The sequence below is a fragment of the Arthrospiribacter ruber genome, from assembly GCF_019343195.1.
In the GTDB taxonomy this organism is placed as follows: domain Bacteria; phylum Bacteroidota; class Bacteroidia; order Cytophagales; family Cyclobacteriaceae; genus Arthrospiribacter; species Arthrospiribacter ruber.
In genome coordinates, this window is the sequence record NZ_RPHB01000004.1 from 1 (window position 1) to 22,445 (window position 22,445).

General features: G+C 37.7%; 23 protein-coding genes, 1 tRNA gene and 1 pseudogene. 6 read left to right on the plus strand and 19 right to left on the minus strand.

The window, feature by feature from the left end:
• The coding region (locus tag EGN73_RS08790; protein ID WP_219288453.1) for an IS3 family transposase at window positions 1–515 on the plus strand (515 nt) is incomplete at its 5' end.
• Here the strand turns inward: EGN73_RS08790 and EGN73_RS22820 are convergent.
• The 15 genes and pseudogenes from EGN73_RS22820 to EGN73_RS08865 all read right to left on the minus strand — a co-directional run.
• Window positions 418–789, minus strand: a pseudogene (locus EGN73_RS22820) (GxxExxY protein); the annotation flags it as partial. The gene EGN73_RS08790 and the pseudogene EGN73_RS22820 sit on opposite strands and share 98 nt — an antisense overlap.
• A gap of 120 nt (window positions 790–909) precedes the next feature.
• Window positions 910–1,416 (minus strand): YdeI/OmpD-associated family protein, encoded by a 507-nt coding sequence (locus tag EGN73_RS08800; RefSeq protein WP_246611525.1) that lies wholly within the window; start codon window positions 1,414–1,416, stop codon window positions 910–912.
• 131 nt (window positions 1,417–1,547) lie between these two features.
• Window positions 1,548–1,934, minus strand: a complete 387-nt coding sequence (locus tag EGN73_RS08805; protein ID WP_009032400.1) for a PIN domain-containing protein — start codon at window positions 1,932–1,934, stop codon at window positions 1,548–1,550.
• A gap of 1 nt (window position 1,935) precedes the next feature.
• Complete coding sequence (locus tag EGN73_RS08810; protein WP_009032401.1) at window positions 1,936–2,127, minus strand: type II toxin-antitoxin system VapB family antitoxin; 192 nt, start codon at window positions 2,125–2,127, stop codon at window positions 1,936–1,938.
• A gap of 166 nt (window positions 2,128–2,293) precedes the next feature.
• Window positions 2,294–3,016 (minus strand): LytR/AlgR family response regulator transcription factor, encoded by a 723-nt coding sequence (locus tag EGN73_RS08815; protein ID WP_246611526.1) that lies wholly within the window; start codon window positions 3,014–3,016, stop codon window positions 2,294–2,296.
• A complete protein-coding gene (locus EGN73_RS08820) occupies window positions 3,013–3,801 on the minus strand; it encodes a sensor histidine kinase (protein ID WP_219288456.1) in 789 nt (262 codons plus the stop codon). The genes EGN73_RS08815 and EGN73_RS08820 overlap by 4 nt, the downstream gene beginning before the upstream one ends.
• A gap of 295 nt (window positions 3,802–4,096) precedes the next feature.
• Window positions 4,097–5,158, minus strand: a complete 1,062-nt coding sequence (locus tag EGN73_RS08825; RefSeq protein ID WP_219288458.1) for a sensor histidine kinase — start codon at window positions 5,156–5,158, stop codon at window positions 4,097–4,099.
• Between the two features lie 153 nt (window positions 5,159–5,311).
• Window positions 5,312–5,827, minus strand: a complete 516-nt coding sequence (locus EGN73_RS08830; RefSeq protein WP_219288460.1) for a hypothetical protein — start codon at window positions 5,825–5,827, stop codon at window positions 5,312–5,314.
• 139 nt (window positions 5,828–5,966) lie between these two features.
• Complete coding sequence (locus tag EGN73_RS08835) at window positions 5,967–8,429, minus strand: DUF5686 family protein (RefSeq protein WP_219288462.1); 2,463 nt, start codon at window positions 8,427–8,429, stop codon at window positions 5,967–5,969.
• Window positions 8,430–8,481: 52 nt separating this feature from the next.
• Window positions 8,482–12,063, minus strand: a complete 3,582-nt coding sequence (locus EGN73_RS08840) for a M1 family aminopeptidase (RefSeq protein ID WP_219288464.1) — start codon at window positions 12,061–12,063, stop codon at window positions 8,482–8,484.
• Window positions 12,064–12,079: 16 nt separating this feature from the next.
• The gene (locus tag EGN73_RS08845) at window positions 12,080–12,952 is read right to left on the minus strand and encodes an ABC transporter ATP-binding protein (RefSeq protein ID WP_219288467.1); all 873 of its coding nucleotides are present in this window, start codon (window positions 12,950–12,952) and stop codon (window positions 12,080–12,082) included.
• A 100-nt stretch (window positions 12,953–13,052) separates the two neighbouring features.
• Window positions 13,053–13,139, minus strand: a complete 87-nt coding sequence (locus EGN73_RS22825) for a TraB/GumN family protein (RefSeq protein ID WP_425515025.1) — start codon at window positions 13,137–13,139, stop codon at window positions 13,053–13,055.
• Window positions 13,140–13,178: 39 nt separating this feature from the next.
• Complete coding sequence (locus EGN73_RS08855) at window positions 13,179–13,322, minus strand: hypothetical protein (RefSeq protein WP_219288471.1); 144 nt, start codon at window positions 13,320–13,322, stop codon at window positions 13,179–13,181.
• Window positions 13,319–13,927: a TraB/GumN family protein gene (locus EGN73_RS08860; RefSeq protein ID WP_219288473.1), complete on the minus strand. Its 609-nt coding sequence runs from the start codon at window positions 13,925–13,927 to the stop codon at window positions 13,319–13,321. Before EGN73_RS08860 ends, EGN73_RS08855 begins: the two co-directional genes overlap by 4 nt.
• Window positions 13,928–14,337: 410 nt before the next feature.
• Window positions 14,338–14,745, minus strand: a complete 408-nt coding sequence (locus tag EGN73_RS08865) for a sodium:calcium antiporter (protein WP_219288475.1) — start codon at window positions 14,743–14,745, stop codon at window positions 14,338–14,340.
• A gap of 113 nt (window positions 14,746–14,858) precedes the next feature.
• Here EGN73_RS08865 and EGN73_RS08870 point away from each other — a divergent pair, with 113 nt between their 5' ends.
• Window positions 14,859–15,044, plus strand: coding sequence for a hypothetical protein (locus tag EGN73_RS08870; protein WP_219288476.1), 186 nt, complete (start codon window positions 14,859–14,861; stop codon window positions 15,042–15,044).
• Between the two features lie 339 nt (window positions 15,045–15,383).
• Here the strand turns inward: EGN73_RS08870 and EGN73_RS08875 are convergent.
• Window positions 15,384–15,472 (minus strand) — tRNA-Ser (locus EGN73_RS08875).
• A gap of 344 nt (window positions 15,473–15,816) precedes the next feature.
• Here EGN73_RS08875 and EGN73_RS08880 point away from each other — a divergent pair.
• On the plus strand, window positions 15,817–16,095 hold the full coding sequence (locus tag EGN73_RS08880) for a hypothetical protein (protein ID WP_219288478.1): 279 nt from the start codon (window positions 15,817–15,819) through the stop codon (window positions 16,093–16,095).
• 251 nt (window positions 16,096–16,346) lie between these two features.
• Window positions 16,347–17,660: a PAS domain-containing protein gene (locus EGN73_RS08885; protein WP_219288479.1), complete on the plus strand. Its 1,314-nt coding sequence runs from the start codon at window positions 16,347–16,349 to the stop codon at window positions 17,658–17,660.
• On the opposite strand, the gene EGN73_RS08890 is transcribed toward EGN73_RS08885, so the two are convergent.
• Entirely contained in the window at window positions 17,657–19,210 is a 1,554-nt protein-coding gene (locus EGN73_RS08890; RefSeq protein ID WP_219288480.1) for a hypothetical protein, read from the minus strand. The two genes, EGN73_RS08885 and EGN73_RS08890, sit on opposite strands and share 4 nt — an antisense overlap.
• 99 nt (window positions 19,211–19,309) lie before the next feature.
• Here EGN73_RS08890 and EGN73_RS08895 point away from each other — a divergent pair, with 99 nt between their 5' ends.
• Window positions 19,310–19,732 carry a LytR/AlgR family response regulator transcription factor gene (locus EGN73_RS08895; RefSeq protein WP_219288481.1) on the plus strand — a complete coding sequence of 141 codons (423 nt, stop codon included), beginning with the start codon at window positions 19,310–19,312 and terminating at the stop codon, window positions 19,730–19,732.
• On the opposite strand, the gene EGN73_RS08900 is transcribed toward EGN73_RS08895, so the two are convergent.
• On the minus strand, window positions 19,733–20,956 hold the full coding sequence (locus EGN73_RS08900; RefSeq protein WP_219288482.1) for an S-adenosylmethionine:tRNA ribosyltransferase-isomerase: 1,224 nt from the start codon (window positions 20,954–20,956) through the stop codon (window positions 19,733–19,735).
• Window positions 20,957–21,000: 44 nt separating this feature from the next.
• On the opposite strand from EGN73_RS08900, the gene EGN73_RS08905 reads away from it, so the two are divergent.
• Window positions 21,001–22,107 carry an o-succinylbenzoate synthase gene (locus tag EGN73_RS08905; RefSeq protein ID WP_219288484.1) on the plus strand — a complete coding sequence of 369 codons (1,107 nt, stop codon included), beginning with the start codon at window positions 21,001–21,003 and terminating at the stop codon, window positions 22,105–22,107.
• Between the two features lie 54 nt (window positions 22,108–22,161).
• Here EGN73_RS08905 and EGN73_RS08910 read toward each other — a convergent pair whose 3' ends face one another.
• Window positions 22,162–22,353, minus strand: coding sequence for a cold-shock protein (locus EGN73_RS08910; RefSeq protein ID WP_009032438.1), 192 nt, complete (start codon window positions 22,351–22,353; stop codon window positions 22,162–22,164).
• Between the last annotated feature and the right edge of the window lie 92 nt (window positions 22,354–22,445).

Consider the following 22,445-nt stretch of genomic DNA (forward strand, 5'->3'; position numbering starts at 1 on the left):
TTACAGCGGAAAGGAAAGGACAGAAATGGGTGTCAGACATCACTTATGTCAGGACTTTACAGGGTTGGTTATATCTGACTATTATCATGGATCTCTACGACAGAAAGATAATCGGATGGTCCATGAGCCATGGTATGGATGCAGAGTCAACTGTAATAGCAGCATTTAAAATGGCAATAAAGAACAGACCTGTCAATCCATTTGAACTGATCTTTCATTCTGACAGAGGTGTCCAATATGCCTGTAATCAATTCAGAGCTTATTTAGGCCGTTACAACATCAGCCAGAGTATGAGCAGAAAAGGAAATTGCTGGGACAATGCTGTGGCTGAGAACTTCTTTAAAATAATCAAATCTGAAATGGTATATCATTCTTTATTTAAAACAATACCCGAGGCAAAGGTTGCAATATTTGAATTTATAGAAATTTGGTACAACAAAAAAAGGAAGCATTCTTATTTGAAGTATATGACTCCTGAACAGTTTGAAAACTTAAATCAAAAAATAGCAGCTTAATATGTTGTCCAGTTTTTTGTTGCAAATCCACTATATGATCGTCAGTTAAAGAGGATACGCATTTTACCTTAAGAATAATCTTGTCTTCCACCACGAAATCAGAATAAAATTTATGTGGAAGAAGTACACCCCTGAAATAAACTTCATACGGCTTTTCGCGCTTATAATAGATACCTTCCTGTCGAAAAAGCAGTTCCAAAGCATCTTTATACACAATCTCCAAAAAACCATGTCCAAGTTCATTATGAACTTCCATGCATTTCCCAATGATTTGATAGGACTCTTCTTTTTAGATTAAATTTGACTCCATATTACTGATATGTTCAAAATTATTAGCCACTAATAACACTAATAAAAATATTAGTGCAAATCTGTGCCATTCGTGGCATCCCATTCAGCTTCCCTTCAACTTTTCACCTTTGGCCGACAGTTCAGCTATCTGATCAATCCTAGCCATTCTCGTCTTTTCAGCTTTGGCTAATTTGATCCATCGGAGTACGAAGCGTTTACTTGAATAATTGATGGCATAGAAAAATTCGGTAGCTTCGGGCTTCTTGTCCAAAGCTTCCTGTAAGTCCTCTGGCACAATGAGCTTGTTCACATCATCCATAAAATCCCATAGACCATTTTGCTTGGAAAGCTCAATGGATTGAAAACCGGCCTCTTGCATTTTTCCTTCTTCAATCAACTTGGCAGCTCTGTCTTTATAAGTCTTTGCCCAGTGTTCGACTTTTCGTGGTGAAATTAATTGCATGGTTCTGTGTTCATCCAAATGGAACAGATCCACATCTAATACCCTTTCTATAAAATCCACTTTTGTGATTTCCGAAGCAGGCAGCTCGTAAATAGCTAAGAAAGAAGTGTTAAAAATCAACGGCTGTTGCTCAGCTGCTACTTTCAATTCTTCGGGCAATTTTATTCATTAAACACAAAAGAAAGTTTGATGTCCTGAATTAGAGTCTATTACAAATCTAACCAAGAAACGAATCTTAAACTGTTAAACCCCCAACAAGCTAAAAAATATCAGCATCCTTAATTAATCAACTCAAAATTTAGATAATCCTGCATTAATTTGAAGTGTTTATCAAAAGTAAAAAGTGAAATTTTTTCCTGAATAACCTGTTGCAAGATGATCAAATCTGGAATGCCTACCTTATTTACCCCATTTTGAAGGTTCAGAACTTGATATTTTCTTATCAGCGACCAATCAATGCTTAAAGGAATGGTTTCCAATTCTTGAAGGTTTTCTACAATGTCAAATTTGCCTTTATGTTCCAAAAAAGGTGATAATTCTGTTAAAATTAGCTCATTGGTGCAAACCAAGTCCTCTATGATCATTTGGTCAAGGAGTGGGACATTGCCCGACTTGAAATAATCAATCCACACCGAACTATCCACCAAAACCCTATACCCCGACATACTATCTATTTCTAAGCGAGTCTAAATCAATATCCAGATCAATTGTTCCTTTATGGGTGATTAAACGCTTCCTTTTAATTCGTCCAATCTGTTCCTCCAAAGCTTCCTTTATTAATTGACTTTTTGTTTTAGCACCGGTAAGCTCCATCGCTTCCTTGATTAGCTTTTCAGGAATTTCTAATGTAGTTCTCATCGTTTTTTATGTATTAAATCATATTTATTTATGCTAATATACACGATTTTCCGATAGATCCAGTTCTCTCAAGAGTATGAAGAATTGGTTATTCGTCTACTTATTATTTCAGCCATGCTCTTTGGATATGGAATCGGCATTGATAAATAAGGCTTGTTAAAACATTTTAAACCCCTGAAATATCCCTGAATTTTACACTTTGCCTTTGGCTGAGGTCTATTTTTAGTCCATTGTTCATTTCTATCAATAAGGTACTATTGAAATAGGGCTCTATTTTTTTGACATAATTCATATTGAAAATATACTGTCGGTTTGCCCTAAAAAACACACTGTCAGGTAAGCGGTTCTCCATGTAAATCAGAGATTTATGAAGAAGTGGTTTTTTATCCTCAAAAAATACTTTTACATAATTGCCCTCACTTTCCAATAAGAAAATATCGGATACAGGTACAAAGTAGCATTTCTCACCGTCTTTGATAAAGATTTTTTTGTCCAAGGTAAGTCGCTCTTCTTTGGGAGCCTTTTCTTGCTTCGAAATCCTCTTTTCCAATCGCTTGATGGCTTCTGCAAGTCTGTCTGGATTAACTGGTTTCAGCAGGTAATCCAAAGCATTCACTTCAAAGGCCTTGATGGCGTATTCATCATAAGCTGTCACAAAAATTACTTCAGGCACCTCCTCCAGATTCCCCAGGAACTCAAAACCATTCATTCCCGGCATATTAATGTCCAAAAAAATAAGGTCAGGTTTGAGTTGATTGGCTTTTGCAAGGGCTTCGCTTGCTTTTTCTTCTGAGGAAATAAGCTCAATCTGAGGAAAAGCATTTAGCAGAACTTTCAGCTCGGCGATTGCCAAAGTTTCATCATCTATGATTTGTGCTTTGATTGTCATGGTTGTGATTGATTTGGTATACTCAAAATTGCATTCATTTGATTTTGTAGATTGCCATGAAAAACCAAGGATGCTGCTTCTCCATAAATTTTTTCCAGCCGAAGCTGTAAATTCTCCAGAGAGGCATTTGCCATTTTCCTTATGGCGGAATTCTTATCATAATTCAGTCGTAACTCTACTTTCCTTTCAAGGATCTCACCACTTAACCGGATTTCTCCTCCATCTTCCAAGGTTTCAACACCATAGCGTATGGCATTCTCCATCAGATTTAGGATAGAACCTGTTGGAACCCTAAGTTCCATGAATTCTTCTCCAAGTTCAATGGTAAAGGAAAGCTGATCCCCTAATCGGATTTTTTCCAAATCGAGATACTTATGAAGCTCGTTGAGCTCTTCTTCCAGGCTTACAAGTGTATTTTTTTCATAGTTTAAGGAATAGCGAAGCAACTCGCTGAGCTTCAATATGCTGTCCCTTGCTTGATCTTTGTCCAATAATACCAAGGCCTGAATACTGCTCAGGGATTGAAACAAGAAAGAGGGATTGAGCTGTGTTTTAAGGAGTTCTAGCTCAGTGGTTTGGGCATTAAGTTGTGCCACCAAAGTCTCCTCCAAAATCTCAGTGTTGCGGATAAGAATGTGATAGAGGTAATAAATGGTAATCCAAACCATCACATATCTTGCAATATTCAATAACTGAGGTCCCATGCTGCTGAGCAATTGACCCACTTCCATATTCAAAATAGAACTTAAACCTCTAATGGATAATAGTCTGGCAATGATAACCATAACCAAACTAATCAATACAATATCCAACAATGCTTTACTCCAGATTTTTGGGAGTCCTTGTGAGAACGTGTCAGGGGAAATAAAAAATGTTTTTTATGCGTGTGTTGTAAGGATACCAATTATGGGAAATATACCGAAAGAATACAGGTAACTCCATTGAAAATCTCCATTGATAAAAAAAGTAAAATTGAAAATTTCTATCCCCATTAATGAAAACCAACCAATAAATTGCATCAGCCAATAAAGTCGGGTTTTATTCCACTTTGTCTGAATTTTAAGGTCCCTATGGTTATTGTCAACTTTGAGCATGGATAGGGTAGGAGATGGTGGTGAGCACACTGTTTTCTAGATGGTTTTGTAAATGAAGGTTAGCTGTTTTTCCAAACAGGTGTACCAACCTTCCCCTAATATTCTTCAGACCAATTCCCTTAAGATTCTCGCCTTTAAGCCTGCCACTATTTATTACCTGGATCAAAAGGGTGTTTTCACGTGATTCCACTTGAATTTTTATTTCTCCTCCATCCGGCAGTTGGGTAATGCCATGTTTGATAGCATTTTCGGTCAATGTCAAAACCAAAGCCGGTGGCACTTCCAAGCCTTCTGCATCTCGTGCAACTTCAATTTCATAACTGAGCCTGCTTCCGAATCTTATTTTTTCCAGTTCGAGGTACTTTTCAACTTTATAGATCTCCTCGGACATTTGGATCAGCGGTGTTTTTTCATATCTCAGAGAAAATTGAAGCAATTCGCTGAGCTTGATAATGGCATCTTTGGCCAGCTGCCCGTCTATCAAAACAAGCGCTTTGATGCTGTTTAACGCATTGAATAGAAAATGGGGGTTGAGCTGTGTCTTGAGCAGTTCGAGTTCGGTAGAAGTCAGTAAACTCTCCATTTCAAGTTTTTCCTGAAGGATGTTTCGGTTGCGCTCCAAAATCTTATACATGTAATAAATGATAATCCATACCACGATGTATCTCCCTTGATTGAGAATCCGGCCTAATATTTCTATGCTTACTGCAAGGATTTGATCTGTCATCAATTCCCAACTTTGAATGATGGATGGTCCAATGATAATTAAAGTAATGATCAGACTGATATTGAAAGTATCTGCAAGCCCCTTGACCCAGATCGCTCTAACCGGTTTTTCAAAAGTGGATTTTCTGATAAAGAGTATTTTGTAAAAATGGCTGACCAATAATCCATAAAGGGCTTGGATACCAAAAGCACTGACATATTCCCATTGGAAACTTCCAACAAGGACAAAAGTGTAATTGATAGTTTCTACTAAGACCAATGAAAACCAACCCAGAACTTGACAAAGCCAGTAAATTTGGTTTTTGGAAATTCTTTGTTTCATGATCATAAACCTTTAATTGTAAAGCAGTATTCGGTTGGATTTGTTTATTGAAGAATTTTGATCTTTATGTTAGAGTAATATCTGTATAAAATTTTGTTAGATAGATTTTTATAATGTTATGAATTCATGAATTACATTAAATTTTCTTTGGCTTTAAGATGTCAAGAGTAAAAAGGTAGTCGTGAAATCAGCATCTTCCTGATAATGTTGGAGAAAAAGGGACATACCCAAACCCAAAAGAAAAAGGAGTTTGTCTGTAAAAACTTCTTTTTGGTGTAAAACCATTTTAGGTCGTGCCTTCCCTTTTTCATATGTTTCTAGCTGAAAACTGACTAAATCTTCATGATACCTTAAGTCATAAATGATGATTTGAAGATTTGACATATTCCTAAAATGGCATTCATATCGAGCACCGTCTTGGAATCTGATTTTACCCTTGGAAGACCAAAAGCCAAATTTCATTTCAAGTATTTTTTCATTCCTTTCAGTTTCAATATACCAAGTTGGATTCCAAGATCCTTTTTCTGAGATTTTGAAGGACCTGTTCTCCAAGAATAGAGGCCTCTGCCCTTTGACTTTTTTGCCAAGGCTCAGTAAAGATTCTTCCCCATTGTAGAGTTGCCAAATATCCTTTTCCTTGTTCCATTTCAAATTGCTCGTTATGGCCATATCATTGTTTTTATTTGAATTGGGTTAAAATTTAAGATGTGTTTTAAATCCTTTTTTTGTCAAATATTGAAAATGAAACAGGAAAATGAAGGTTTAAATACAGGAGTGAAGAAAATGGGTTATGTGTAATGATGCGGGGTTAAAATGCCGTGGTCAATGATAAATTGATCAAAAAGTTTTCATGAATTACAGGGTTGGCATATGCTCCCCAGCGATAAAATGCCCCAATACCAATCCCCTGATACCCAAAACCGGATTTGTATTTGACCAGGTTCTGTAGTTCTATACCTGATTCTAAATAACCGCGTTCCATGGTTTTGAATCCGAGATTCTCTGCTAGGGATGGATCTAGAAGGCTGCCAATTGCAAAGCTTTGAATCAAATTCAATTGAGGAGCAAAACCTACCCAGCCTGCTTTGCGATCAAACAATGGCCCTGTTAAGTGTGAATATGTGGACTGTATGGCCCTGTCTGATAAAAATTCATAGATCCGCATGGTCTGTAAATAGCCTGGCAAAGAGATGGATATTTCCTGTTCTTGAGGTCGTATGCCGAACCCTGTATTCAAATAAGAAGGAGGTAATGATTCTCCCCAAGCTCCCATTCCGGAGAATAGAAACCGATTCAAAGAAACCCCTTTCTTCCATTCATGCTGCACTTTCAGTGCTATTTTCCAAAAATCAACATTGCTGCCCAATATTTCAGGAATTGCTTTGGAAATATGCAAATTGAAGATTGGGTAAGAAGGAGGGCCGGGAAGAAAACCTGAACCTATTTTGGAGAGTTTTTCATGGGCATTGTATCTAATATTCAGTCCAACTTCTGCTGCCCGAAAAGAGGAAAGGTTACCCTCTTCTGTGAAAGCTGAATGATCGACCCATAGTGGAACCCTATCTTCAAGACTGCTAGCGATGGATACTTTCACATTGCGAAGTGGTATTTGGGAAAATGAAAATGAAAAACGCTCTACCTGATCCATTCTTTCGGCTAGAAATTCACGGAATATATCACTGGACCTGCTAAAGCTGTTTGATTTGATGAAAGGTACATGACCGATTTCAACAATGTCATGGCTATAATAGAACATCAACCGACTATCCTTTCTGTTTAAAAACAATGTCTCAATCCCTCCTCCATATTTCCATGCCCGGTCTCTAAATCCATATCGAAAATAACCTTCAGTCCGAAACCATTCCGAAAGCTTTTGATTAGAGGAAATCCCCAGTCCAAGGGCAAAACCTTCATGCTGATTGAGTCTGAATAATCTGTTGGGCAGCAAATCAACAGGTCCAAGCGGTATTCTGCCTAAACTCAGTTGAGTCATCACTTGGGAAAAAGTATTTAGGCGTTCAAGGGTTTTATCATCCAATTCTTCGAAGCGTTTGTAGGTAAGAGATTCAGCCTCTGAAAGACTGTCCCGCCTATAATCCTCCATTGGGAAATCCTCGTTTTGAATATCAAAGACCATCGCAACAGGGCTGATTGTTCGGGTTTTCAAATCATGATTTATTCTAACATCAGAAATAAAATTCTGATTGATCAGCTTGAGCGGGCGTCCTTCAATGTCAAAATCTGCCATCAAATATTTGCTATTTATCTGTTCAGGAAACCAATGTTTTCCATCCCATTTATTTTTCTGCTGAAGCTCAAATTGGAGGGTTCCTCCATTTTCCAAAGACTTGAATACCATATTTTCCAGGGCAAACAAATTGGAAGACACGGCCATAATTCCCTGGCCAAGCAAATACCCTTTGCCTTTTTGAGCTTGGAAACTTATGATGTAGGAAGTTCCAGATTCATTCTGGATGCTGTCTTCCAAAAAGTAGTCATATTTTCTCAACCCCTCTTTAGATAAAGGATTAAGATAAGGGATGTCAAAAACTATGATATGGTCTTCATATAATGAAAAAGGCTGAAAAGTACTGGAAACCAAGGCGATGACAGGGCTTTTAATACCTGACATTTTAGATGATTTTATGGTTTCGTTTCGGTTACCGGGCTTTTTAAAAGTGATTTCAGAAAAACTTTCGGAGATAAAAATATGACCACCTTTAAGTTCAGAATCAATTTTTACTGAAAGGGTATCGCCTATTTCAGCTTCTTTTAAAGAAAAAACCAGTTTGTTATAAGCGTTGTATTGATAGGCATTGAGATTTTCAGGGTCATTTATTTTTTTATTGTCTATTGCGGATCTGATGATTTTCAAAGCAGGATTTTCCCCGGCAAGAAATATCATTTCAGCCATTTCAATTTGCTTGGGAAAAAGGTATATACTGCCTGATGCATCAATGGATCTGATTGGAAGCAGTTGGATTTTAAACCCTACATGGGAAATGACCAGGCTGTCAGTTTCTGAATTTGGACTTAACTTGAATTCACCTCTGATATCAGTTACAGTGCCTTGATTTTCAAAACCTTTGAAATATACATGGGCAAATGGTACAGGCTCTTTGGTTTCAGAATTCAAAACCCTTCCTTTGGTAAAATCTGTTCTCTCCTGAGCCAAAATTGGAGAAAGTAATCCAAAAAAAGCTTGAAAAAAGACTGCCAGAAAAATGGGCAGTCTTTTATATGTACAGGAAGGATTTGGTTTGAGCACCATACGATTTATTTTCCTGATTTAGGAATCATTTCCCACTAGGTTGTATACCAAATTAATTGAGGTTGACCTTCTTGATATTGTCCCCAGGAACTCTATCGATTAGATAATTGTAAGGATCAATACCCACGGTTTGAGGTTTGGATTTGGTTCTGAAAGTAAAACTGTTTTCTTCCTTATCAATTTTTAATCTTTCGTAAATCAAAGGCTCACCCAAAAGTTTTTTATTATCTGTATAACCAAATACACCTACATCAATATAGTCTGCAATGGGAACAGCACTTTCTTTACCCAATGAATCTGATCTGAACTTTTTAGATTCTGTGGTAAATTCAACTATATATTCTTCTCCTTCTTGGGTAATGTTAGCATCAACTACCCGGTTGGAAAATAGTGTGATATTCAGGAACAAATCATCGATGACATATTGTAGACTGTCAGGTGTATTGGCCCGAAATGCCCTGACGGCATCCATGGAAGTGGGGTAGGGGGCTCCTTGATAACCAAACTCAGCTATCAGATTTTTCAATGCCGCATTGACCTGATCTTCTCCTATCATTTCTTTCAGGTAGTACATGGCCACAGAACCTTTTTCATAGTGAATATAGCCCTGCTGCTCAGTTTCAGCCAATGGCCGTTCTGCTTCATACTCACTTCCGCGGCCTCTTAGATAGCCATCCATTTCATATCTGAGGAATTTCCGCATTTTATCCCTGCCATATTCCTGTTCCATGACCATCAGAGCTGAATACTGCGTAATGGCCTCCATCAATAATTCCGCCCCACGCATCTTGGCAGCAATCACCTGATGCGCCCAATACTGATGGGCAGTTTCATGCGCAGTTACATAAAATACCAGATCAATATCGTCCTCGGTGACATTCCTGAGGTCTGTGATAAATCCCAGTCTTTCGCTGTATGGCATGGTTCCAGGAAATGATTGGGCAAAACCTGCATACCTAGGAAATTCAACAATCCTCAGCTGACTGTGGTGATATGGTCCAAAATGCTTTGTATAATAGTCCAAAGATTTTTTCATGGCATTGGCAAAGTTCGGAATGTTGTATTCATGACCCTTGGTGTAATATACTTCGATATCTACATCCTGCCATTGCTGACGTTCGACTTGGTAATCTGCCGAAAGGAAAGAAGTGAAATGAACGGATGGAGCTTCTTGCTGATACTCAAAATACCTTCTCCCATTTTCTTCCCATTCCCTGACAAGCTTGCCTGGACTTATGGCAATCTGACCAGCCTCAGTACCAATTATCGACTTCACCTCAATCCAATCACTGCTGTTGGTGATATAATGGTAATTTCTAGCCTCTAGGTTGTTTTCATCCAAAGAAGGCATACGTTTTCTTTCGGGTAGGTCTTTTTTTCTTCGCTTATTTCTATCCCTTAATTCATTATCAGGCTGGTATCCGATATCAGGAACCATTTCCATGGAATAAAAGAAGCTGCCATTTTCTACAATTCTGGTATTTGAGACCCTGTTTTCAAAGCCTTTTGTACGCTTTTCTCCAGTTATGAAAACTTCGAGTTGATCACCGGGAAGCATTGGGTTAGAAAGCTCGTAAATTCTATACCCCAACTCCGTATCATTTTCTTTAATTTCTGCCCCTTCAATAATTAAGCTTAAGGGGTTCTTGGTGTCTGAAATGGAAAAATGCAATTCCGTAAGAGGTACATTTGATTTATTCTCCAAGATGCCTTTGACCTCAAATTCCAAATCCCTCTCAGATGGATAAAGCTCAATATGATAATCTATGCTGATCCATTTGGGTTGTGGTATACCTTCATATAACTTGTAGGTATTTTCATAATCTACCTGTTTTCTTTCTACCTGATCACTGGATTCATAGTCATTTAAGACCAGTGTATTGTAATATACATTGAAGCCGACCAAAACGAATATGACAAAAATAGAGGTAATCAGGATTTTGCTACTTTTCAATCTGGTGGTAGCTTCCTGCCACCTGCTTTTCAGGTCTAGGGATTTACCTCTGGAAAGAAAAAGGTAGCTTACGTAAATCAATATCATGGCAAATGCTGCCCAGTAGAGTTGAAACCAGAAAGTAGCAGTTTGCCAAGGACCAAAACCATTTAGGTCAGAGTAAGTTCCTCTCGGTACCGATCCATAACTAACCATCAAGGTTTCTACTTCCAAAGCCTGCCAAACAAAATCTATGGCAATGATAAATACTACAAAGGCAAAATAGGCGATATATCGGTTATTGATCAGATAGTGGAAGAAAACAGCCAATATGGTCAAATAAGTAAAGAACAGAAACTCGTTGACCAAAAGTGATCTGAAATATACTCCAAGCTCAAAATTGAAGTAGCTATAGGAAGCCTGGGCAATCACACCAATCAATATCGTAATGACAAGGATCAGTTGCACACTAAGTAGGAGTGCAGTGATCTTGGAAGAAAGGAAAAGCCCGGTGGCAGTCGGGGTTGCATCTTTGATTTCATCCAGCTTAACATCCCTGTCCCGCCAGACCAATACACCAGAATAGAAAATAACAATACCTATCAGAAATAATGAGAAGGCTCCTTGTATGCTTTCAACTACATCATAGGTTAAAGGATAATTACTACTCCCATACCTTCCTGTAAATAGTGTCAGGGAGGTGACTAAATTGATGATTCCAATGATCAAAATGATAATAAAAGTCTGGTTTTTGACAATGGCTTTCAGTTCAAAGGCCGTCAACTTTAAAAACACCCTCAAAGAAAATGTTGTGGCAGGTTTTTGTTGGATAGCTGGCATCCTAAGAGAGATAGGATTTTGCAATTCTGGTTGATCAACATTCTTTTTCTTCTTGGCTTTTTCCTTTTTCTGTTGAAAGGAAAACCTACTGTAAAGCACCAGAAGAAAAAGTGTGGCAATTCCCATCCAAAAAAGTCTGTTCCACAAGAAATCTCCCTGCAATCCCGCTGCTGTGGTATTCAATTCTTCTACAGTAGCATATTTGGTAGCAAGATTCAAAGGAGAAAAGCCGAATGGGTCAAGTAGATTTGCGAGCCATTCTTTTTCTATATCGGCAATAAACCTTCCAGATACAGCATATAATACCAGAAGCCCCATGGCTCCGATATAAGAAACCATATTGTTTCGGAATGTAATTGCTAAAGCAAAAGTAAGAACGCCAATAATGAAAGTATTGGGAATACCAAAAGTCAACATTCCCTGGATATGGCCTTCCCAGTACAAAGGGCCGAAACGATTAGGATCTGCCCATGGCATCAAAGGCCCAATCAATGCACCAGCACTGATGCCCAACAAAGGAATCAGGGCGATCAAATAAGCACCTAAAAACTTCCCGAAGAAATAGGATGATTTTTTGATAGGGTATGAAAATAAAATACCTGAAAAGCCTGAGTCAATATCTCTATTGGCAGTAGCATTCATAAATGCTGTTGTCATTAATAATGCAATCAGGGACATCACCCCATAGTATTGCTGTATCACAGATGGGGCATTCTTCTTGACACTTGTAGTAGCTCCACCGATCTGTATTTCATCACTGCTGACAGCTCCAAACACCAAAAGACCAATGATCAGAAAAAATATCCAGAGCATGGGGCTTTTGATCCAAGTCTTAATTTCTTTTTTTAGGAAAACAAACATAATCAGGAGTTTAGGATTAAATCAATTGGTTGATCTTAGCAAAAAAAACATCTTCCAGATTGGCATCAGCTGGAGTAAAACCTTCCTCGGGTGCTTGCTGGGCAAAAACATGTATCAACGGTTTGCCACCTACTAACTTGTCACTGATCACATCATGCTTTTCTCTGTAATCCGGCAGGTTATTCTTTTCTACACTTTTTTCATAAACTTTCCCCTGGATCAGGTCAAGTGCATCATCCACTGTTCCATTATAGAGCATTTCACCTTGGTTCATAATGGCCATTTGGGTACACAGCTCCCTGACATCCTGTACAATATGGGTAGAAAGGATCAAAATGGCTTCTTCACCGATTTCACTGAGCAGGTTGTAAAAACGGTTTCGTTCCCCTGGATCCAAACCTGCCGTAGGCTCATCCACAATGATCAACTTTGGATTTCCAATCAGGCATTGTGCAATGCCAAAGCGTTGACGCATACCGCCGGAATAGGATTTGACAGCTTTCTTTCTATGTTCATATAAATTAACTTTTTGTAAAAGGTACGCTACCAACTCTTTTCTCTCCTTACTTACTGTGACTCCTTTGAGTAAAGCTAGATGATCTAATAGCTCCACCGCTGAACTTCTTGGGTATACCCCAAATTCCTGGGGAAGATAGCCTAAAATCCCCCTAACCTTATCTTTCTCTTTGAGAACATCTATTTCCCCCAACCTGACTTCACCACTATCGGCTTCTTGTAAGGTTGCCAGTGTTCGCATCAAAGAAGATTTTCCGGCACCATTGGGACCAAGTAGTCCAAACATTCCTTTTCCAATGGTGAGGCTTACATCCTTCAGGGCGTGCACTCCATTTGCATATTGTTTGTTAAGGTTGAGAATTTCAAGTTTCATAGATTGAAGTTTTTGGTTAATGGAAATGGGGAGCAACTTAGATCAAGTTTGATTGCTCACTGTAAAATAGTTGATTTAGTTAATTAAAATGCTAGTAGACTTAGAAAATAATTGGTTCTACCTTATAGCCCTGATCTTTGAGCAATTGAATGACACCTGTTTCGGTCGGAAGATGTGCAGCACCCACAGCTACAAATGTTGAGGCTCGCTTGATCAATTCTTCTATCTAAACTATCCAACTCTTGTTTCTTTCAGCCAATAAAAGGTCGGCATACTCTTGAAATAGAGGAGAGTCCATTACAAGCCCATACATCCTGTCAATATCCTGGCTGGTGTAAGCATCCATTAAATCAAGGAATTCCTCTGTCATATTTTTTCAGTAATGGACTTGACAATTTCATCGATTTGAAATTTATGTGGGATTTTGTCAAAAATGGACATTTGAAACTCGATGGTTTCCAATCCGACTACTTGTTTGCTATCTTTATTCATGGTTTCCGAAAGGAAATTTTCATAGGATACAGCTGAAGAACAAGGCAAACTACCTTGGATTAATAGGGAAGAGATAACAAAGGGCTTTAAAATTCCTAATTGGTCAATACCTGCTCCGAATTTTGCTGTGAAATACTCATTTACAGTGTCAATTTGCTCAGGGTTTAAGTCTTCTTTGATGTTTCTCATCTCTTGATTTACGGATAGCATCTGCATATTAGCCATCATTTCAGGGTCAGTCACATCGATTTCTAAGGCCAGCTGATCGCTTGCTTTTAAGGCAGCTTCAATTTGTTCATTCATCAAAAAGTTGTCTTCACAAATAACGTGGATTGTTCCAAACAGATAGGAGGGACTTTCCAAACCATTTCCTGAGATTTTCCAAAGAAGAGATTTTTCTTTGATTACAGTTCCATATGCATCATAGATACCCACAAAGGATATCGTGAATAGTAAAGTGAAGAATCTTAATAGTGTTTTCATGTGTCTATTTTTGTTTTTCAGTTGTCATCCAGATTGGTCGGGACAGGCTATAGAATCTCGCGTGCCTAATAGTCATCACTATATGTGTCGCTTATGTCATGCTCGATTTCTTGATGTTATCTTTTAACTCCATGCAAAGATGAAAAGCTTAAAACTCAAAATATGGGGAGATTACATCAATAAAGATAATGGGAGATAAGTGATGAAAAAGGGTATTCCTAAGTAAGGATTTGATAGAATTGCATACCATCTCTGCCTGGCGATTTGACAGGTTCTTCATTGGGCTCACTCGAAGTATAAGCATACATCTTAATTTGCCCGCTTTGAATCTGGCATACCTGAGGTTTTTTCAGCAAGCCCTACTTAATCGATGGGTAATGTTGAATAGCCGTATTTCTTAGGCATTGATTTTAGAATTCCTTTAGCACTAAATAAGTTGTATAAATAATATAGGTCAGCATAAGTGCACCCGATTCCCATCGATCTACACTTTTCTTTTGCCCGGTAAGCATTGTGGTCAAAAGAAAGAATGTGCCTCCAATAAGCATGTATAAATCTAAATTAAATTTTGGATTATACTCAAATGGTTGAATGATGCCACTTATGGATAGGATCAATAGTATATTAAATATATTGGAGCCTATAATATTGACAACCAATTCAGGAGCTGAAGTTCCGAAAGCAACTATGGTCAAACCAATTATCAGATCAGAAACTCTATATTTTTTAGCTAAGGAAGAAGCTCCGTCAACCAGCCAACTGGCTCCAAAAATAAGGGAGACAAAACCTAGAATTACAAGTGCAAACTCTACAATCATAATGATTTGAAATATTTCTCAAATTAAACCAAGAATCTCGATATGAACATAAAATCTAGCACTAGATTTGATCAGTAATAGATGTCCGGTTTGGACTTTAAACCAACAAAAAAATGAAACAAAAATTAGCTTTGATGCTGGTGACCGGTATGGCACTCTTAGCATCTTGCGGCAACAAATCTACAGAAGATTCTGTGCAGAAACCTGTGGAAACAGAGCAAACAGAACAGCCTGCAGTAATTGAGGAAGTTACTCCCGTCGACAGTGTTCTGGAAGTGGAAAGTGACACTTTAAGTTAAATCTAAAAGATTTATCAAGGATTAGAGGCCCGCAATAAAAAGCGGGCCTTTTTAGTAATACTCCTAATAATTGCAGAAAAAATTCACCTCTATTATGCATTAATGTTGGCGATCAAATTATCTTTAATTTTTATTTCAAATAAGGTTTTCTCTATGTAAATCCTTTATAGGTTGATATAAAACAACAAAGCCCAATGCTATGCATCAGGCTTTTGATTAGCAGAGGGTGGGGGATTCGATTCGCCGCGGCGAAACGGTTTGACCCTTACGACAGTTTTGCAAACTAAGCAGGCTATTAAACAAACAAAGCCCAATGCTATGCATTAGGCTTTTGATTTGCAGAGGGTGGGGGATTCGAACCCCCGGTACGGTTTGACCCGTACGACAGTTTAGCAAACTGCTGGTTTAAGCCACTCACCCAACCCTCTGTTCAACTCCAGAAGACATCCTGTCTCAGAAGTGATGCAAATATAAATGATAATTGGACAATTAAACAAAATGTTAATCTCATTTTAAACACCAAAATATCGTGATCCAAGTGGAATGCATATTAAACACTTGTATATCAATTGAAAAATAAATTGGTTAAGCCCAGTATTTTTTTGATTCCAGGATTCAAATGATTGCTTTTAACAATAGAAATAAAGTATAAAATGAAAATTACCCTGTACAGGGTATTTTTTATCAAGTTCAAAATGGATACTTTTGACCATACAAATTGAAATTTATATATTAATTATTGAATAGTTCCAATTAATACCTTTTAAGGATTATGCTTATTTCTTCTTTACAAGGCGTCTTCTCCATCAATATGCATGAAACGGACCCTGACAAGCTATCCATCAAATCCAAAAATAAAGAATCTTTACAGAGGATTTTTGATGAGAAACGAATTGATTCAATCAGTCATGAGAATTACAAGTTTTCTGTAAGCCTCTGCAAACAGGAGCTGGCACACGTACTCATTATGATGATTAAGGAAATTGATTATGCAGATTTTGACAAGTTCATTTCAGAATTGCACCTAAATTCTGACCAAGCTAGGGCTTGATTTGTCGTTATTTTAAATAATTCGGTAATATATGCTAATCTAATTTTTTGAAAACACAAAATCCATTTATATATTTATAAAAGAATTTTTTTTAACACCAAACAATTCTCTTCTTTTTATTTTGAAAAGGAATATAATTCTATTAATTATTACTGTTCAAAATTTTATTTTAAGCCCTCCTCTGCTTACCTTTAACTCATAAACAGGTCAATTTAACTTGTTTTTAGTAAAAACGGTAATCACTATCTGGTATGTTGAAAGTTGATGAAATACAAGCCCTCATCCCATCTAATATCAAATTTTCTGACCTGATTTATGTATGCGTAGTAGATGTGGAAGGGCAGATTTGGTATGCCAATACAAAATTTCAAAAATTCGTAGGCCAAAAACCTCTTTCTACATGTGAAGTGAACTTCAGCGAGTGTTTCCCGGATCTTGATAATGATGAGCTGCATTCATTTTGGATAGATGTGATCGGAAGACCAAATGAATGTATCAAATTGGATATCGATCAAAATGAAGGTTCATCAAGCTGGGAATTTTCTGCCTTGATGACTCTAGAGGGGGATTTTGGAGGAATTATGGGAGTTGGTTATCCCAAAAAAGTAGTGGTGAGTTCCGCTACAGATTATTCCTTTCCAAAAGATGTTAATCCTGCAATGGATATTTTTTTCCAGTTGGACCATAAGTGGCAGTTTCTCAATGTAAATCACTTAGGAGAAAAATTCTTTGAACAGAAAAAGGACAAACTTCTGGGACAAACATTGTGGCAGGTTTACCCTGAAAAGGACATTTATAGGTATGCGCTTGAATTTAAGAAAGCCAAAGAAAGTAAAACAATGAGGGTGTTTGAGGACTTTAGCACACTTAATGGACGTTGGTACAAAATTTACATCTTGCCCCGTAAAGCTGGAATAGATGTTATTTTCAAAGACATTTCACATATACAAAACTTATCAGAGGAAATACAACAGCTACAGCTGACCTTGCAATCTGTCCTGGAAAGTTCAGAAGAAAGCATTTTGCTTGTAGGCAGAGACCTTAAAATATCCGGCTATAATTCCAAAGCTGAAAAATTCATAAAGAAACAGTTTAAAAGAGAGTTGAATGATGGGGACAAATTCAGCAACTATTTGTCAGAAGGCTTAGATGAAATTTTTCTGAAAGAAGCTGAATCTATCTTAAACGGTAAGTTCAAATCATTTGAATCGGAAATTGTATTGAAAGGTAATAACTCTAAATCATTGTTTACGCATAAGTTTTTTCCTTTAATTGATCCTTTCGAAAATATTGTAGGCTTTGGATATGCTTTCAAAGATGTACAGGAAAGCACTTCGAAAGAAAAGAAAATGAAAGCCCAAAACAGAGTTATGAGAGATATCCTTCATCATCAGAGTACACTTCTCCGCTCGCCATTATCCTCCATATTAGGTTTACTGGAATTAATAGATCATAGCCAATTGGATACCGAAAACAAAAAATATCTTTCTTATTTAAAGTCTTTGGCCCAAGAACTTGATAAAATCATCCGTCAAAACTCAAAGAAGGTGTCGGATTTGGATTAAAAAAAGTTGCTGTAATCAAAACCAAAAAGCTTTGGCGGAACAGTAAAACCTCCGGCTGAAATCTGTTCGGAAGAAATCCATCCTGTATTATCGTGCTTCAAAAAAATAGCTTCTGTCTGTCCCAAAACGGCAGGGCTGCCCAGGACAATTCTGCTTTTCTTTCCGTTAAAAATGTCAAAATCAGCATATCCCGAAAAGAGCCATACAAAACACTGTGTTGATAAGCCTGCATTGGTATATCCAACCATTACAATATCACCTGTGACTGGATTGATATCGGCTCCCGTAATCAGGCCCTGCGAATCAAACTCTGATACAAGCTCGGCGACATGGTCACCCGGAGTACTGGATAGGGTGTAATACCTTGTTTTGTTATCCAACCAGTTTTTACTGAAAAGATGTAGCTTGTCATTGGCAAAAAAAAAGGCCTCGCAGTCAAAATTATTATTGTTAAGTGCTGCGGTGAAGTCTGTTTGATCACTGTATTTGAAAGTAATCTTTTCAGCTTCCACTTTGTCCTCATTGATGATTTTGGACTTTTCTACCCGGTACACGGTCAGGTCTGTCCTATTTCCTGAGTTGTTACCAAAATCACCTATATAAAGAAAGTTGTCATCCTGGGCAAGGCTTTCCCAGTCAACATTGGAAGCATTGTTGATTCTTACTGATTTTAGGGTTGCTCCATTAGATTCATCGAGTTGATAGACAATGTTTTCATTACCACTGTCATTGATGGTCCATATTTTACCGTTGAAATAGGCCAAACCAGAACTTTCTCTAAGTTCTGTATTAAGGTTTGTCAAAAATTGTGGCATCTGCGATGCGGGCACTGGACCAACATTGACCAAGAGTTCTTCTTCGATCAACTCAAAGTCCTTTATTTGTAGATCTATCACTTCTCCTGTACCATCGGATACCTTGACTCTATAATTATAATGCTTATAAGCCTCGACTTCAATGGTCCGTCTTATGGTATTCTGAAAAATATTTTCAATAATCTCCAAAACAGGTTGACTGCCTGATTTAGCATACTTATAATAATGGTTGCCCAATAAGTTCATGTCGAAATTTCCATTATCTACTAAAATTGGACTAGTTTCCAGAAAATTATTCTCCACTGTAATCAGGCCATATTCAGTTTCCGCTTCTAGCTTTAATTCCAATGTAGGTGCATTAAGTCTAAATTCACCTTGCGCCAAAAAGGGCAAGAAGTCTTCATAATTCCCTCCACTCACTTCAGAGCTATAAGTATAATCTGCATAAGGCATAGAAAGGGAGCTGTTAGAGAAATCATTTGGGTCGTAGTTTAGCTCGTATTTTTCACCTGTCTGTCTGTTCGTAAAAGTAACTTTGGCTTCATTTCTAAATACATGATTCCAGACAGAACCTGAACTTATTCTCGCTCCGGGATTGCCTTGATGATAGGTCTGGAGCTCCAATGTTCCCAACCTAACAGTTCCTTCCTGAATACCGGGCGTTTCTTCCTTTTTTTCACATCCCAAAAGGACCAAACCGAGAAGGAGTAATAAATGAATAGACTTAAACTTCATAATGAATTGAACTGTATCAAATCACTAAGATAGGAAAATGAAACTCTCTTAAACATTTACAAAAACAAAAAGTTACCTAATAAATAAACCAATAGAGTCATGAAAGAGGTCTTAAAAGAGTATTCATCTAAGTCCAATGGAAACAGTAACGGAAAGAGGACTCTAAAAAAAGAAAACCCATTGCTAATAAAGGACGCCATATTTGTAAGAAACAAAGGGAATCTTGTCAAAGTTAAGTTTTCTGACATCATGTGGATGAAAGGAGATGGAAATTACACCACATTAGTGACCAGATCCAATGTTTATTCCCTAAGGAACATTCTTAAAGAATTTGAATCTGTATTGCCTTCAGATGAATTCATAAGAATCCACAAGAGCTACATTGTAAGAATTGAAGAAATTGTGACTATCAATCCCAAAGAACTGACAGTTGGTAAGGATTCTGTCCCGGTAGGTAGGACTTACTACCAAAACCTCCTAAACGGAATCAATAAATTGGGCTCAGGGGGGAATGAATCCTGATCAAGCCCTCCAATAGATGTTGCTGTCCCCATAGCTAAGAAACCTGTAATCCATTTCTAATGCCTCATTATAGATTTTAAACCAATCGCCTTTTGTAAATGCGGCAATCAACAATACCAATGTTGATGAAGGTTGGTGGAAGTTGGTGATAAGACCATCACAAACTTTGAATTCATATCCGGGCATGATAAAAATCTCAGTGGAACCCGTAATTTCTCTGAGGTTTTTTGTTTTCATCATATCCAGTACCTTACTGAAACTCTCTTTTCTAGAAGGAAGATTTTCGAAATTCCCATAAGGGTAGAGTTTTTCTATAAAAAACTCTGAAGCTTCATTGGCCAGTAATTTAACACCAAACCAGTAAAGGCTTTCTAAAGATCTCATGGAGGTAGTGCCGACAGAAACGATTTTGCAGGTAGATTCTGCGAGCTTTGCTACTGTTTCCAAGTCTATGGCAACTTGTTCACTGTGCATATTATGTTCGGTGACAAGGTCGGATTTGATCGGTTGAAAAGTTCCCGCACTCACATGAAGAGTCAGGTAAACATCTTCAATCCCTTTGTTTCGGATTTGCTCAAAAACAGCATCTGTAAAATGTAATCCGGCGGTTGGAGCTGCCACAGCTCCTTCTTTTTTGGAGTAGACGGTCTGATACCTTGGCTTATCCTCTTTGGTAGCTTTGCGATTGAGGTAGGGAGGGAGGGGAACTTCACCTGAAGCTTCCACCAAAGAAACAAATGGTACGTGCTGCCCGTCCCAAGTAAATTCTACCCACTTTTTATCCCTGTCGATCAATTGTGCTTTAAGCTCTATTTCCTGATCATGAATCTGAATAATACCTTTTAGAATTTCCTTTTCTTTCCATTTTTTTAAGTTACCTATCATGCATTCCCAGGATACACCTTTAGTATTGATCATAACTTCATTGATGACTGTACTTGGCGCCACAGGTTTAAGGAGGAAAATCTCGATCTTCGCACCGGAAGCTCTCTGAAAAATCATTCTGGCAGGAATAACTTTCGTATTGTTCAAAACCAGGAGACTATCCGAAGGCAGAAGTCCAGGCAAATCCCGGAACATGTGATGACTGATCTGTCCATTTTTATATTGAAGCAGCTTGGATTCATCCCTTTTTTCAAGGGGAAACTTGGCGATCTTTTCTTCAGGTAATGTATATTCGTAATCTGATAATTTTATATTTTGAATAGTATTCAACAAAGTCATTGGTTCGGGGTTCTAGATTCAATTGGCCTGCAAATATAGCTTGAATGAACTTAGATTTAAACAAAATCCAATTCTCCTATTTTCCACATATATTGAAGTTTAGGTTTGAAGCCGGTACTTCACGGGGAACGTTGACCGAAAAGAAGACTTTTTTTATAAAAGCCAATAGAAAAGAAAACCCTGACCTTTCGGGTTGGGGAGAAGCGGCCCCTTTACCCAAATTGAGTCTCGACGACAGAGAGGATTTTGAGAAAATGCTTTCCGAAATCTGTCAGAGACTCTCGCTTTCTGATATTCCCAAAAGTGAATCTGCCATATTGGATTGGGTAAAGAAACATGTTCCAACAGGTTTTCCTAGTATCAGATTTGCATTTGAGATGGCTTTGCTGGACTTGTTTCATGGTGGCCGCAAAATGATTTTTGATACTGGCTTTTACACCTCTAAAATGCCTATCCCAATCAATGGTCTTATCTGGATGGGAAGTAAAGAAGCCATGTTAGCGCAGATAGATTCCAAACTTGATCAAGGATTTGATTGTATCAAAATGAAAATCGGTGCCATTGATTTCGATCAGGAATGTAAACTGTTGGGATATATAAGAAGCAAATATTCAGAAGATCAAATCACTTTAAGAGTGGATGCCAATGGTGCATTCCATCCAAAAGAAGCACTTCAAAAACTAAAAAAGCTGGCTGAATATGATCTTCATAGCATAGAACAGCCCATCAGGCAGGGGCAATTGAAAGAAATGGAGAAATTGTGCCAAGAAAGCCCTTTGGCGATAGCTTTGGATGAAGAGTTGATTGGAGTAGATGCTGAAAGTAAGAAAAAAGAACTTTTGGAAACTATCCGTCCTCCTTACATAATTTTGAAGCCAACACTGCTTGGAGGTATCAAATCATCCATGGAATGGATTAATATAGCAGAAAGCATGGGGATAGGTTGGTGGATGACCTCTGCTTTGGAAAGTAATATAGGCTTGAATGCCATAGCGCAGTTTACATCAACTTTTGATACTTCTTTGCCTCAAGGTCTTGGTACAGGACAGCTTTATCATAATAATGTACCTTCACCACTAAAAATCAAATCCGGTCAACTTTTTTATGATGCAGGTGAAGAAGATTGGGTAAACCCAAATATCGGGGTATAAAAAAAGTCCCGGAAATTCCGGGACTTCTTAAAATGATGTCAATGTGTATATAGCTTAGACTACTTTTACATTCACAGCGTTTAGGCCTTTTCTTCCTTCTTTAAGGTCGAAAGTAACTTCGTCATCTTCTCTGATTTCGTCGATCAAGCCTGTGATGTGAACGAAATACTCTTTTGATGATTCGTTGTCAACGATAAATCCGAATCCTTTAGACTCGTTAAAAAATTTTACTTTTCCTGTGTTCATGATATTGAAATTGAATTATTAATGATTCAAAGGTACGGATACTTTTTACAATTAAAACCATTATGTTAAAATATTTCCAAAGTATTTTTGGT

What these genes read in the sequence shown, in the direction of transcription:
- EGN73_RS08805 (WP_009032400.1), bottom strand. Translation starts at nt 1,934, where the DNA reads ATGTCGGGGTATAGGGTTTTGGTGGATAGTTCGGTGTGGATTGATTAT.
- EGN73_RS08810 (WP_009032401.1), bottom strand. Translation starts at nt 2,127, where the DNA reads ATGAGAACTACATTAGAAATTCCTGAAAAGCTAATCAAGGAAGCGATG.
- EGN73_RS08815 (WP_246611526.1), bottom strand. Translation starts at nt 3,016, where the DNA reads ATGACAATCAAAGCACAAATCATAGATGATGAAACTTTGGCAATCGCC.
- EGN73_RS08820 (WP_219288456.1), bottom strand. Translation starts at nt 3,801, where the DNA reads ATGGTTATCATTGCCAGACTATTATCCATTAGAGGTTTAAGTTCTATT.
- EGN73_RS08825 (WP_219288458.1), bottom strand. Translation starts at nt 5,158, where the DNA reads ATGAAACAAAGAATTTCCAAAAACCAAATTTACTGGCTTTGTCAAGTT.
- EGN73_RS08830 (WP_219288460.1), bottom strand. Translation starts at nt 5,827, where the DNA reads ATGGCCATAACGAGCAATTTGAAATGGAACAAGGAAAAGGATATTTGG.
- EGN73_RS08835 (WP_219288462.1), bottom strand. Translation starts at nt 8,429, where the DNA reads ATGGTGCTCAAACCAAATCCTTCCTGTACATATAAAAGACTGCCCATT.
- EGN73_RS08840 (WP_219288464.1), bottom strand. Translation starts at nt 12,063, where the DNA reads ATGTTTGTTTTCCTAAAAAAAGAAATTAAGACTTGGATCAAAAGCCCC.
- EGN73_RS08845 (WP_219288467.1), bottom strand. Translation starts at nt 12,952, where the DNA reads ATGAAACTTGAAATTCTCAACCTTAACAAACAATATGCAAATGGAGTG.
- EGN73_RS08855 (WP_219288471.1), bottom strand. Translation starts at nt 13,322, where the DNA reads ATGACAGAGGAATTCCTTGATTTAATGGATGCTTACACCAGCCAGGAT.
- EGN73_RS08860 (WP_219288473.1), bottom strand. Translation starts at nt 13,927, where the DNA reads ATGAAAACACTATTAAGATTCTTCACTTTACTATTCACGATATCCTTT.
- EGN73_RS08865 (WP_219288475.1), bottom strand. Translation starts at nt 14,745, where the DNA reads ATGATTGTAGAGTTTGCACTTGTAATTCTAGGTTTTGTCTCCCTTATT.
- EGN73_RS08870 (WP_219288476.1), top strand. Translation starts at nt 14,859, where the DNA reads ATGAAACAAAAATTAGCTTTGATGCTGGTGACCGGTATGGCACTCTTA.
- EGN73_RS08880 (WP_219288478.1), top strand. Translation starts at nt 15,817, where the DNA reads ATGCTTATTTCTTCTTTACAAGGCGTCTTCTCCATCAATATGCATGAA.
- EGN73_RS08885 (WP_219288479.1), top strand. Translation starts at nt 16,347, where the DNA reads ATGTTGAAAGTTGATGAAATACAAGCCCTCATCCCATCTAATATCAAA.
- EGN73_RS08890 (WP_219288480.1), bottom strand. Translation starts at nt 19,210, where the DNA reads ATGAAGTTTAAGTCTATTCATTTATTACTCCTTCTCGGTTTGGTCCTT.
- EGN73_RS08895 (WP_219288481.1), top strand. Translation starts at nt 19,310, where the DNA reads ATGAAAGAGGTCTTAAAAGAGTATTCATCTAAGTCCAATGGAAACAGT.
- EGN73_RS08900 (WP_219288482.1), bottom strand. Translation starts at nt 20,956, where the DNA reads ATGACTTTGTTGAATACTATTCAAAATATAAAATTATCAGATTACGAA.
- EGN73_RS08905 (WP_219288484.1), top strand. Translation starts at nt 21,001, where the DNA reads ATGAACTTAGATTTAAACAAAATCCAATTCTCCTATTTTCCACATATA.
- EGN73_RS08910 (WP_009032438.1), bottom strand. Translation starts at nt 22,353, where the DNA reads ATGAACACAGGAAAAGTAAAATTTTTTAACGAGTCTAAAGGATTCGGA.